The 13,601-nt window shown below is 42.8% G+C and carries 9 protein-coding genes; all 9 read left to right on the top strand.

What is annotated here, in order from left to right:
• Positions 1–53 precede the first annotated feature (53 nt).
• Complete coding sequence (gene rpe, locus MMU05_RS17105) at positions 54–704, top strand: ribulose-phosphate 3-epimerase (protein WP_241142897.1); 651 nt, start codon at positions 54–56, stop codon at positions 702–704.
• Positions 705–855: 151 nt separating this feature from the next.
• Positions 856–1,350, top strand: a complete 495-nt coding sequence (locus MMU05_RS17100) for a hypothetical protein (protein WP_241142896.1) — start codon at positions 856–858, stop codon at positions 1,348–1,350.
• Positions 1,351–1,448: 98 nt separating this feature from the next.
• Entirely contained in the window at positions 1,449–2,435 is a 987-nt protein-coding gene (locus MMU05_RS17095) for a hypothetical protein (RefSeq protein ID WP_241142895.1), read from the top strand.
• 92 nt (positions 2,436–2,527) lie between these two features.
• Positions 2,528–5,008, top strand: coding sequence for a DNA gyrase subunit A (gyrA, locus tag MMU05_RS17090; RefSeq protein WP_241142894.1), 2,481 nt, complete (start codon positions 2,528–2,530; stop codon positions 5,006–5,008).
• A 57-nt stretch (positions 5,009–5,065) separates the two neighbouring features.
• Positions 5,066–6,274 carry a tetratricopeptide repeat protein gene (locus tag MMU05_RS17085; protein ID WP_241142893.1) on the top strand — a complete coding sequence of 403 codons (1,209 nt, stop codon included), beginning with the start codon at positions 5,066–5,068 and terminating at the stop codon, positions 6,272–6,274.
• 125 nt (positions 6,275–6,399) lie between these two features.
• Positions 6,400–7,554, top strand: coding sequence for an acyloxyacyl hydrolase (locus MMU05_RS17080; protein ID WP_241142892.1), 1,155 nt, complete (start codon positions 6,400–6,402; stop codon positions 7,552–7,554).
• A gap of 373 nt (positions 7,555–7,927) precedes the next feature.
• Positions 7,928–10,384 carry a PIG-L family deacetylase gene (locus MMU05_RS17075; protein WP_241142891.1) on the top strand — a complete coding sequence of 819 codons (2,457 nt, stop codon included), beginning with the start codon at positions 7,928–7,930 and terminating at the stop codon, positions 10,382–10,384.
• Between the two features lie 94 nt (positions 10,385–10,478).
• On the top strand, positions 10,479–12,185 hold the full coding sequence (locus MMU05_RS17070; RefSeq protein WP_241142890.1) for a sodium:solute symporter family protein: 1,707 nt from the start codon (positions 10,479–10,481) through the stop codon (positions 12,183–12,185).
• A gap of 257 nt (positions 12,186–12,442) precedes the next feature.
• On the top strand, positions 12,443–13,513 hold the full coding sequence (locus MMU05_RS17065; RefSeq protein WP_241142889.1) for a TolB family protein: 1,071 nt from the start codon (positions 12,443–12,445) through the stop codon (positions 13,511–13,513).
• Positions 13,514–13,601: the final 88 nt, after the last annotated feature.

Here is a 13,601-nt window from a genome sequence, read left to right as displayed (position 1 = left end):
ACGAAGGTATTTTTTTATTTCCTTTGCAGGCGATTCCAAAACCAAATCTATCCATGCCTGTCCAAATTGCACCTTCCGTACTTGCGGCTGATTTTGCCAATCTCCAGAAAGAAGTAGAAATGCTCAATGCCTCTGAAGCAGATTATATCCATGTGGACATCATGGACGGTGTTTTTGTACCCAATATTTCGTTTGGAATACCCGTTACCGAAGCGATTCATAAGCATGCTACAAAACCTTTGGATGTGCATCTGATGATAGTGGATCCTGATAGGTACCTGGAAGCTTTCCAAAAAGCCGGCGCACACATCATTTCGGTGCATTTGGAGGCCTGTAACCACCTTCATCGAACCTTACAGGCCATCAAAGCCCTTGGCTGCAAGGCAGGTGTCGCGATCAACCCACATACCCCTGTCAGTCTGTTGGAAGAAATCATTCAGGATATAGACCTTGTCTGTGTGATGTCAGTCAATCCGGGATTTGGGGCGCAAAAATTTATCGAACATACTTACCAAAAGGTGTCACAGCTCAAATCATTGATCTATAAAAAAGGGACTTCCACCCTGATAGAAATCGACGGAGGAGTGAACCTGAAAAACGCCCCATTGCTGATCGCGGAAGGAGCGGATGTCTTGGTTGCAGGCAATTTTGTGTTTTCGGCAGCAGACCCCATTCAGACCATCCGTGAACTCAAAAGTCTTTGAATGAGGCAAAATCCCAATTTCCTTTTATAAAAGATTTAATCCATTCAACATTTTTTATTGTATTTTTCGAATGGTTATTCTTGTAATCAAGGTGGCTAGCACGTTTATTGGAAGATGATTCACCATGATTACTAACCAAAACCATTTTAAGATGAAAAGATTATTCGTATTGGCATTCCTGATTACCGGATTGATAAGTTTTAATTCCTTCGCACAAGAAGCGACAGAGGAGGTTACCGAAGAAGAAATTTTGAAGTTTGCGACGATGGAAGAATCGGTCGCCAACTTTTTGGCTGTAAAACAGGAAGAATTGGTGGAGATGATCAAAGGTGATTCTACCCTTGGCGGAGCGGGAAGATACAACGAAATCAAAGGTGCTTGGGGCAATGAAGCTAAATTGGCAGAAATAAAAATCACTGAGGAGGAGAAAGCCTCTTATCAAAAAATACAGGATTTTATGGATTCTTTGGGCGAAGCTGTAAGAAACTACAAAGTTGAATTCATCAAAGATTCCGAGAAATTGGGGGCCGCGACCTACAACAAAATCATGAAGGCCAAAGCAGCAGACCCTAGCCTGAATGAAAAAATCAATGCTTTGATTACCCAACTTAAGGAAAAACGGGCATCAGGCGAAGGGAAAGTATAAATATTTGAATCAGCAAAAATCAAAAGGCTTCCAATATTGGAGGCCTTTTTTGCTTTAATCAAGGTATTGTTTTTAATTTCGCTTTCGTTATTATCCGTATGAAGAAATTAATTTCGCTGTTTGGAATATTGTTGTTGGGAATGCAATTCGCCCAAGCACAGGATGAAGATATCTTTGGTATTGATTCCAAGGCAAAATCCAAGACAAGAAAGAGTCAAAGCAATATTGGAAATGTCGTCCGAAACGCCATGGGTAACTTCAGTTTTGAAGTTTTTACCGGAGGGGCTTTCCATATGAATGAAATGGTTTTTACTTCCCTTTCCCCATCCCAATACCCTATTTCCCAATTTCAAAATATGGAAGTCCCTCAGCAAGTCACTGCTGAAGATACCCTGACTTTTTCGAGGAATGGTTTTGCCGTTCCGATCAATGCTGCAGTTAAGGTCAACCTATTCAATACCCTGACTCTTGGTGCCGGGTACGGGAGAGAATTTGGGAAGATGGACAACCTCCGCTCGGGCGATCTGGAGTTTCAGTTTCAGCAGCAAAGCTATACTTTGGACAGGGCCTTTGGGTCGATAGGATTGGTGCTGTATGATGCCAACAAGCGGGCAAAATTTTTGCAATGGAAATACAAAGCCTTTGATTCTAACAATCTCATGATGCAGTCGGAAAAAAACCAGAGAATCAGACAGATTTACCCTTGGAGATTTATCGCCGAAAGTGAGTTTGGAAATGTGTATATGAGAAACAACTTTGACCCCTTGATCAAGACAGATAACCAGTCATTTTTCAATGTTGCGCTGAGGGTGGAAAAAGAATTTTCGGAATACACCAAGTTTTTTGTAAAAGCAGGAGCAGAGTTTCGCAACTACAATTATCAGACAGAAATTCCTGAAGAATTTCAAACCATCAGTCAAAATCTTTTTTTTGCACAGTTTGGACTTTCGATAAGTCTTCCCAGCACCAAGCGCTGCAAAGTACCGGGTTGCGGGGTAGTAATGAAGCACTTACACGGCGGGGTAGAGTATCGGGGAAGCTCGATTTTCCAGCAACAAAACCGTCGGGTGGGACAGTGGTATTGAGGATAAATCAAAACCTCGCCCAAGATCGGTTTACCTTTTTAAAACCGTATTCTTTTTATTAACTTGCAGGCTTATTGATCACCTTTTAAAATATGGCGCAAGGACAAAACGAGAATATAATCCCCATTAATATTGAGGATGAAATGAGAGGGGCGTACATCGATTATTCGATGTCAGTCATTGTTTCAAGAGCTTTACCTGATGTAAGAGATGGCCTAAAGCCTGTTCACAGAAGGATACTTTTTGGCATGCAGGAATTGGGTGTCATGCACAACAAACCCTACAAAAAATCTGCAAGAATAGTTGGAGAAGTATTGGGTAAGTACCACCCGCATGGTGACTCGGCGGTTTACGAGACTATGGTCAGAATGGCACAGCCTTGGTCCCTCAGATACCCTTTGGTGGATGGACAGGGTAACTTCGGTTCCGTCGATGGGGATAATCCTGCAGCGATGCGATATACTGAAGCCAGGCTCAAAAGAATAGCCGAGGAGTTGCTGATTGATATCAACAAAGAAACGGTCGATTTCCAGTTCAATTTTGATGATTCTCTCAAAGAACCGGTTGTATTGCCTGCCAAAATTCCTGCGCTGCTATTGAACGGTACTTCCGGGATTGCAGTAGGTATGGCGACCAATATGGCCCCTCATAATCTTGGTGAAGTTGTCAGCGGTATCATCGCTTTTATCGACAACAGGGACATCACCATCGCTGAACTGATGGAATTTATAATTGCCCCTGATTTTCCTACAGGAGGCATAATTTATGGCTACAACGGTGTAAAGGCAGCTTTTGAAACAGGCCGCGGCCGTGTAGTCGTCAGAGGCAAAGCCGAAATCGAAACCAAGGAAAACGGCAGAGAAGCCATCATCATCTCCGAAATCCCCTATTTGGTCAACAAGGCCAATATGATCGAGAAGACCGCAGCCTTGATCAACGAAAAGAAAATAGAAGGTATCTCCGCCATCAGGGACGAATCTGACCGTCAGGGAATGAGGATTGTCTATGAGTTGAAGAGAGATGCGATATCCAGTGTGGTATTGAACAACCTCTACAAGCAGACGCAGTTGATGACTTCTTTTTCAGTCAATAACGTTGCCCTTGTCAAAGGTAGACCGCAGACACTCAATCTGAAGGATATGATTTTCCACTATGTCAATCACAGACATGAAGTGGTCGTCAGAAGGACAGAGTATGAATTGAGGGAGGCTGAGAAGAGAGCCCACATCCTGGAAGGTTACCTGATCGCATTGGATCACTTGGATGAGGTGATTTCCTTGATCAGAAGTAGCAGAGATCCTGAAACCGCCAGAAATGGTTTGATGGAAAGATTCAGTCTGAGTGAGATTCAGGCCCGTGCCATTTTGGATATGCGTTTGCAGCGTCTTACAGGCATGGAAAGGGAGAAAATCCAGGATGAGTACAATGAGATCATGACTTTGATCATAGACCTCAAGGACATCTTGGGTAGTGAAGAGCGCAGAATGCAGATTATCAAAGACGAACTCACCGAGATCAAAGACAGGTACAACGATGCCAGGAGAACCGCCATCGAGCACAATGCGGAAGATTTCAGCTATGAGGACATGATTCCAAATGAGGAGGTTATCATTACCGTCTCGCATCAGGGGTATATAAAAAGGACCGCTTTGACAGAATACAGGTCGCAGGGCAGAGGAGGAGTGGGGTCAAAAGGCGCTATCACCAAGCAAGATGATTGGACAGAGTATTTGTTTACGGCATCTACTCATAATTACCTGCTGATTTTTACAGATCTTGGAAAATTATTCTGGCTAAAAACTTATGCGATTCCTGAAGGTGCCAAAGCCACAAAAGGACGGCCAATACAGAATCTCATCAATATTACATCTGAGGATAAAATAAGATCAATTATTCAGGTAGGCGATTTGAACGATATAGATTATATCACCAACAACTACCTCGTGATGGTCACCAAGAACGGGATTATCAAAAAAACCACTTTAGAGCAGTATTCCCGTCCAAGGACAAATGGAATTATTGCACTGAATATCAGGGATGAAGACCAGTTGCTCAGGGTAGAAATGACCACCGGAGATTCCCATATCATCATTGCTGCCAAATCCGGCAGGGCGGTGCATTTTCATGAATCAAAGGTAAGGCCAATGGGCAGGACTGCTACGGGCGTAAAGGCAATAACGTTAACGGATGTTAACGACGAAGTGGTTGGCATGGTATGTGCAGCGAGGGAAGATGCCACGCTTTTGGTAGTTTCACAAAAAGGCTATGGAAAGCGGTCCCTGATAGAAGAATACAGGATTACCAACCGAGGTGGAAAGGGTGTCAAAGCTATGAACACCACGGAAAAAACCGGATACCTAGTTGCTATCAAGGAAGTGGTAGACGGTGATGACCTGATGATTATCAACAAATCAGGGATTACCATCAGAACTCCGGTGTCGGAATTGAGGGTAATGGGAAGAGCGACGCAGGGTGTGAGGTTGATCAAATTAAGCGAAAGTGATGAAATTTCGTCAGTCGAAAAAATCACTAGGGAAGAGGAAGATGAGGTAGAAACTCCGGCAGAATCATAATCCAATACTTATAATTGAACCAATACAGAACCAAATAATTAGCAAAAAAGAAAAAAAATGAAAAAGGTAATCTTATCATTAGCATTGGTTGCAATTGCGACAGGTGCTTTTGCCCAAAAGAAAGTCGTCAGCTCCGCCGAAAAGAACTTCAAAAAAGGAGATCTTGAAATCGCCTTAACGGAGATTGATGCAGCGCTAGAAAATCCGGAAACCAAGGATAACCCTGAAACCCCACTTCTGAAAGCTAGAATTTTAACAAAAAAATTCGGCTTGGATTCAACCAACGTAATGTCTACGGTTGAGACAGGTAGAAGTGCACTTGCTCAGTTTACCAAGGCCATGGAAATGTCAGGAAATGATAAAGAAGGCAAAATAGGAAAAGAAGTTTACAAAGAAGAAATCCCGGATTTGCCCGAAAATTTCAAACCTTATTCGATGTCAACTTTAAAGAACGAAACGTTCAATAAGGCAGCCGTGAGTTATGAAAATGAGGACATGGAAATGGCCTATGAGTTTTTTAACCTCATGACCGAAATCGATCCGACCGACACTTCATCAGCGTTTAATACGGCCTTTATAGCCAATGACCTTGGTAAATTTGAAGAGGCTAAGAAACAATTCAAAAAACTGATTGAGGTAAAAGAGTACAACAAGCTAAGCTCGTATTACCTTTTGATTCAGATCATCAGTGCGGAAGATAAAGATCCGGAAGAGGCTTACAAATACGTAACCCGAGCAAGGGCAGATTATCCGGAAGACAAAACCCTTTCTGAGTTTGAAGTGCAGTTATTGCTTCAAATGAACAAAATGGACGAGGCAATGGCTTCCGTAAAAGCGGCTTTGGCTTCTGATCCAAACAATGCAGGTTTGTTGTTGAGATACGGTTACCTGTTGGAGCAGTCTGGGGATATGGATGGTGCTTTGGTAGAATACAAAAAATCTGTCGTCGCTGATCCTAACTTCTTTGAAGGCAACTACTATACAGGAGCTATCTTCCTTGAGCAGGCAAAAACAATATTGGGTAAAATCAATGATTTGTCTGATGATGAATGGGAGAAAAATGCGCCGACGATGACCAAGCAAGCTGAAGGTCTGTATGCAGAAGCAGTTCCTTATTTCGAAAAAGGATTGTCTCTTAGGCCTGAAAACGTTGAAATCATGGAGATTCTTTACAATGTCCATGTGAGACTGAAAAATACCGCTGAGGTTGAAAAATACAATAAAATGTTGGTTGCCAAATTAGGTGCCGACTGGATGGAAAAGTAATTTTTCAAACCAAAAAAGAGAAAAGGAAACCGCCAGAAATGGCGGTTTTTTTTGTTGGTGCCGATCCATTTTGTTTACTCCAATTAAATAGTCATTTTTGGAAACCCAAACAAAAATTCTTGTAAATGCCATCAAATCCTTTGGTCAGCGGTTTGTTTTTCCTAATGGTTTTTCCTGTTTTTATGGCCAATGGTTTTTCCTCCCCGGATACTACTTCCCATAATCCAAAATTCCAGAAGAATCTTAGTCTGTTGTTTGAGACAGGTCCGATGATTCCCAAGAACACCGATTGGGGGGAATTCATCGACAACGGGTTGAATTACACTGCACTTGATCTACGATTTGGCTTTAAGAATACCAGAAAGAATCTTTATAATCGGATTTACAGTTATCCGACCTATGGTTTTGGACTTTATACCGCTACTTTCAAAAATGACTATATCGGCAAACCCAATGCTGTTTATGCCTACGCCGATCTTCCGTTTACCAAAACCTTTTTGAAAGGTAGGTTGAGCTATAGTTATTTTGCAGCTTTCGGGTTGGCGTTTAACTTCAAACCCTATGACCCTGATTATAATCCGATAAACCAATTTATCGGGTCTTATAGAAACGGGTACGTCCACGTGGGTTTTTCCATGCGCTATGCCCTTTCTCCCTGGCTGGATTTGGAAACAGCTTTTGGGCTGAAGCATTTTTCCAACGGGTCAATCAAAAAGCCCAACTCCGGTCTGAATTTCATTCCATTTTCCATCGGACTGAGGTCAACACTCAACCGTGCTTATTTTGATCAATCCAGTCTGTCTGATATTCCAAAATTCATCCCAAACAGCCATGTGAATCTATGGGTTTCGGCAGGAGCTAAAAATTATGAAATAGGTGGTGATGTCTACATGAAGTGGGGTTTTAGTGTCAATTACCTCAAGCAGAGGGGTTATAAACTCAGGTATGGACTTGGCTTGGATATGTTTTATGCAGGCAATGGTTCTTTGCCGGGGGAATGGGGAAAGTCTGGATTTATGGACAAAGCATCCTTTGCTTTGGTAGCTTCCGGGGAATGGGTGTTGAAAAAGAATTTCTCGATTCCTTTAGGAATAGGAGTTTATATGCACCGAAATTATTTCAATGATGAACCCAGTGCCTATTATGAAAGGGTAGGGATTAGGTATAGATTTTCCAAGCAAATGTTTACCGGAATCACCCTCAAAGCTCACGGCTTCAAGGCAGACTTCTTTGAATGGACAGTAGGGTATTCAATTTTCAAGGATAAAAATTCGTATTGAGTTTATAGCGCTCGGTCGATAGTCCATTGTCAACACCATCAGCAGAAAATGAATCTTAATCAAAATTCTTAGACAACAAGTAAAATAGTTAATAAATATTATGTATGTCCGCCTTCATTCCCAGTAAGTGATTTCTCACTTCAAATCATATCAAGAAACCGAATTATACGGTCCATCCCATCCCTCCGAGAGACTTCCGACTTCTGACTTCCGTCTTCCGTCTCGATTGGTGTAGAAAATTAGGTTACTAGCAAAGAAGCAGGTAACCAAAATAATTATTAAGATACTTTAACAATCACCAAAACCCACTGATATAAAAAACAGTTTTTTTTGCTAATTGCTTACCTTACATTTTACCCAAATTTTGAAAAACATGAAGAATCAAAAGTGGTGGCTATTTTGCTTATGTTACCTTTTTATAGTTCCGATTTTTGCACAGGCCAATCCTTCTTCCCAGCTATATCATAAACTGCTCAGATTTCAGGAGACCAAACGGATATTGTTTGTTGCGGCGCATCCTGATGATGAGAATACCAGACTGATTGCTTACCTGGCCAATGCCGAACATGCGGAAGTGGCTTACCTTTCGCTGACGAGGGGAGACGGCGGACAAAACCTGATCGGTAGTGAATTGGGTATAGAATTGGGCATGATCCGGACTCAGGAACTTCTGAGAGCTAGGGAAACTGACGGTGGGAGGCAATTTTTTACCAGAGCTTTGGACTTTGGATTCAGCAAAAACCCTGACGAAACTTTCAACAATTGGGACAAAAAGAAACTCCTTTCCGATGTGGTTTGGATTATCCGGAAGTACCAGCCTGATGTGATTCTCAACAGGTTCAACACCATTCCCGGTACCACGCACGGTCACCATACCAGTTCAGCCATGCTTTCTGTAGAGGCATTTGAACTGGCCGCTGACAAGAATGCCTTTCCCGAGCAACTCAAATATGTTTCCGTATGGCAGCCCAAAAGTGTATTTTGGAATGCTTACAATTGGGGAGGGCAATACGAACCCGAAGAAGGAAAGACCTACCATAAGTTTTTGGTGGGAGAATACAATCCTTTGTTGGGGACGACCTATTCCAAGATTGCCGCTGACAGCAGGACGATGCACAAATCCCAAGGCTTCGGATCGACCTCCCAGATTGGTCAAGGCAATGACTTTATAGAACTGATCAAAGGTTCCCCTTTTAAATCCCATCCTTTTGAAGGGATAGAAAGCCGCTGGAATGAACTTCCAAACGGGGCAGAAATCACAAAGTCTATTGAGGCCGTACTTTCTTCCTTTGACTTTATCCAGCCTGAAAATAACCTCGAAGGCTTGCTTAAAATCAAGACTTTGCTTGATACCCAAAAATCAACTGCGGTTTGGCTGACAGAAAAGAAGGTGCTTCTCGATGGATTGATCTTGGAAACTTTGGGCATCAAAGGAGAATTCAATATCAAGAAAGAAATCGGTTATCCCGGCGAAAAAATCAACACGGAATTTGTCATCAATAACCCGGCACAATCGGTGGTGAAGGTCATTTCTTTTGACGGGGCACTTTTCAAAGCGGAAATCGCAAAAGAAATCAATGCCAATATTCCGGTGACCGTACCGATTGAAATTCTGATTCCACAAGACTACCCTGTTTCACAGCCATTTTGGTTAGAAAAACCATTAGATGGAGCCTTGTTCAACATCACTGAACCTGAGAAAATCGGAAAACCCAACAACAGCCCCGGTATCTATGGGGTAGTAACAATGGAAATCGGATCACAAAAAATCAGGATGGAGCTTCCTCTCCAATACAAATACAATGATCAGGTAGACGGCGAGATCAAGCAGCCATTTACTTTGGTACCCGAGGTCAATGTGCACCTGGATAAGGCCAATCTGTTTTTGGTGGAAGGTGCCGAGCATAAACTGCATGTGGAAGTGAGTTTCAGGGATAAGATTTTGGAGGGGGAACTTATGCTTAAAGGCTTATCGCCCAGTCAATACCGTATCGTAAGCGCAGACAGGGATGATAGGAGAAAGAGGACACTTTACACGATTGATATCCTGGATTCTGACCAAGAGAAAAAGCAGGTTATGGTCACTTTCAGAAGCAAAGATGGCAGGGAATTCAACTTGGACACAAAGCGGATATCTTACAAGCATATTCCTAACCTCACGTATTTTACCAGTACTTCTTTTGGGCTTGTCAAGACAGATATGAAAGTTTCCGGCCAAAAGATCGGTTACATCAACGGTGCCGGTGATGATGTGGCTGAAGTACTGAAAAACCTTGGCTATCAGGTGAGCATTTTGGAGGATTCTGATATTCAAAAAGACAGGCTCAAGGCCTTTTCCACGGTTATCGTTGGCATCAGGGCATTCAATGTCAATCAGGCACTCGCTTCCAATGTCGATCAGTTGATGGAATATGTGAAAGAAGGAGGAAATGTAATCGTCCAATACAATACCGGTTCACCTTTGCTGACCAAAGACCTTGGACCGTATCCATTTGTGATATCGAGAGAAAGGGTGACTGTAGAAAATTCACCGATTCAGGTAGATTATTCCCATCCGGTTTTGGCAGGGCCCAATAAAATCACCGCTAAGGATTTTGAAGGATGGGTGCAGGAAAGGGGACTCTACTTTACAGCAGATTGGGATCCAAACTATAGTGCGCCAATTGCTTTTCAGGATCCGGGAGAAAAATTTTTTGGAGGCTCTTTGATCCATACCAAATATGGCGCGGGAACATATACCTATTCCAGTATATCCTGGTTCCGTCAGTTGCCGGCAGGAGTGCCCGGTGCGGTCAAGTTATTTGTCAACCTTATTGAGCAGGGGAAATGAAAGATAAAATCAACTGGAACAACTGGTACATAGGCTTGATGCTGACCTTGGGTGGTTTGGTTTTGTTTTTTTATTGGCTAACACACCACTTCGCATGAGTGCATTAGACTGGATCGTCCTCTTCGGTACCCTCATCACCATCGCCGCTTATGGCGTGTACAAAACCTATAAGGTCAATGACATGGATGGCTATATCCGTGGAAGCGGTGACATGAACTGGTGGACCATCGGTCTTTCCATCATGGCGACGCAGGCTTCAGCCATTACTTTTCTCAGCACACCCGGTCAGGCCTATGAGGACGGGATGCGTTTTATCCAGTTTTACTTCGGATTGCCTTTGGCGATGATTATCCTTTCGGTCACTTTCCTTCCGATTTATTACAAACTGAAAGTTTATACCGCCTATGAGTTTTTGGAGACAAGGTTTGACCTGAAGACAAGGACTTTGGCAGCTTTTCTTTTCCTCGTTCAAAGGGGTCTTGCAGCAGGGATTACGATCTATGCCCCGGCGATTATCCTTTCGACATTATTGAATTGGAACCTCACCTTCACCAATATCTTTATCGGATTGATGGTGATTGTCTATACTGTTTCCGGCGGGACCAAGGCTGTTTCCATTACCCAAAAACAACAAATGGGTGTGATGATGGGAGGAATGCTCCTTGCAGGAATCCTGGTCATATACATGCTTCCGGTGAAGTTTACCGACGCCCTGCATGTGGCAGGTAAAATGGAAAAACTCAACGTGGTCAATTTTGAGTTCAATTGGGCCGACCGCTATAATTTTTGGTCAGGGATGACTGCGGCGCTGTTTCTTTTTCTTTCCTACTTTGGGACAGACCAATCTCAGGTGCAGCGCTACCTTTCCGGCAGTTCGCTGACGCAAAGCAGGATGGGGCTGATGATGAATGGCCTTCTGAAAGTACCGATGCAGTTTATTATCCTTTTTATCGGAGTGATGGTATTTGTGTTTTACCAATTCTTCCAACCTCCTGTCGTCTTCAACAAGCAACAGACCGAGCAATTGGAAAACAGTGCCCTGAAGGAAGATTACAGGTTTTTGCAGGATAAGTTCACTCAGGTTTTTCAGGAAAAGAACAAAGACATCCAAGACCTTCTGAAAGCCGTGGAGGTAGAAGACGAAGCCGGCATCGCCATGGCGAAGGACGGCATCCAAAAGAAAAGCCAATACCAGGAAACCATCCGAAATGAGGTAAAAGATCTGATTGTCAGAAACGACTCGGAGGCTGTAACGCGGGACACCGATTATATCTTTATGCGATTTGTGATGGATTACCTGCCCAAGGGTATTATCGGGTTGCTTTTTGCGGTGATCTTCAGTGCGGCCATGTCCTCGTCCGCTTCGGAGTTCAACTCCCTAGGCACGACCACGACGATCGACATGTACAAGCGCTCAATTGTTAAAAATGCAACCCAATACCACTATATGGTATCTTCCAAGTGGTTTACGGCGATTTGGGGTGGGTTTGCTATCCTGTTTGCCATCTATGCTTCCCTGTTTGAAAACCTGATCCAAGCCGTCAACCTGCTCGGTTCGCTCTTTTACGGGACGATTTTGGGGATATTCCTTGTCGGTTTTTATATGAAATGGGTGAAGGGCCACGCGGTATTTATTGCTGCCTTTATTTCCCAGGCTTTGATTCTCTTGATCCACTGGAAAAACGGTGACTCGCTGTTGGGGATTCCGATCGATATCGGATTTCTTTGGTACAATGCGATAGGCTGCTTTTTTGTGATGGGATTTTCGACGGTGATTCAGTTGTTTTTTGCCAAAAAATAGAAGAACCGATTCAGAATGATGAATTCATAATTTTGAATTCATCATTCTTCATTTCAACCCCGTTATTGGTAAGAAGGTACGGCCAAAAGATTCCTTTAAGAATATCGGGTGGGACATCCCCTAACCGATTCCATTTCTGCCTTGTAGATTTCTATTTTTTTTATATTTTTATACAGATGTGTTTGGCCTAACTTTCCGTGAGAATGGTGGCAGGTCAGTCGGTTTTATTTTTAAATGAACAAATCAAATTTTGGATTATGAGTAACCTGATAACCCTCAAAAAAGGAATTCTTATTGGTACCCTTTTTTTACTCCAGTTTGTAAATCAGGCAAATGCCCAGACAATCGAGTCATTGATAGAGGAATTGCCCCCTTACTTTTCCATTCTTACCACATGGGGAGTAAGGCCCGAGTGGGATGAAAAATCAGAGAATATCTACTTTTTAAATAAGCTGGTGGGCGATGTGTTCAAAATAAACATTGCTACAAAGGAAGTTTCTCAGGTGACCTCCGGTTTTTATCATGGCGGTATCCATCGGGTTTTGTGTTTATCAAACGGGGATTTGCTTCTTGCCATGGGCTCTAATATTTTTGATGCCAACGATCCGGAGAAAGACCGACATGCCGGACTTGGATTGTATGTGCTTACCAAGGATAAGCCAAATACTCCATTTCCCTTAAATGCTTTCTGTGATGAGGGTCCTGCGGTTTCCAAAAATAGCATGAAGATAGCCTGGACTCTTCAGGGACAAAGGGAAATAAAAACAGGAGAGATAATCTATGAAGGCGGAATTCCCCATTTGAAAGATGTGCAAACAGTCATTTCTTACAAAGACTCCTCAGCATATGTCCGGCTGGAAACACAGGATTTTAGACCACCTCTCAATGAGGAACTGATTTACACGCATTATTGGGGAGATGCGAGAGATCAGTATTACAATTCGCAGGTGTTTGGCTTCAATTTAAAGACAAAAGAAACAACCAAGTACACCGATTTGCCCAAAAGCTATAATGAAGCGGAAGGCATCTTTCCTGACGGAAAATACATGGTCATCGAAAGTGACCGTCACCAGCCTATGGAAGAAAGGAACAAGTACAAACTGGATATTTATAAACTGAAGCTGGATGGCAGCGGTGAGGTCGAAAGACTGGCCGATTTCTCCACCCGGTATTTCAATAAAATCAAATCAGACAATCCTGTGGTGAACAAACATGGAAATATTATAGCCCATCAGTTTGGTTACCAAAAAGGTGCCGGAGATGGAAGAGGTATATTTTTGTTAGATCTGGAGGGGTATGAAAAATTCAAGAAAAGTCCTGAGAAATAAGGAATGGCTATTTGTGGCCATGAGCAAATATGACCGGGCATTAAATGATTTTCAAAGTTGGGTTTACCTTTTTGTTTTCTTGTTGCAC

Origin of the sequence: Cognataquiflexum rubidum, from assembly GCF_022538115.1 — a bacterium.
Classification (GTDB): domain Bacteria; phylum Bacteroidota; class Bacteroidia; order Cytophagales; family Cyclobacteriaceae; genus Cognataquiflexum; species Cognataquiflexum rubidum.
Note: the sequence above shows the minus strand (reverse complement) of the source record. Positions and strands in the feature narration are given on the sequence as shown.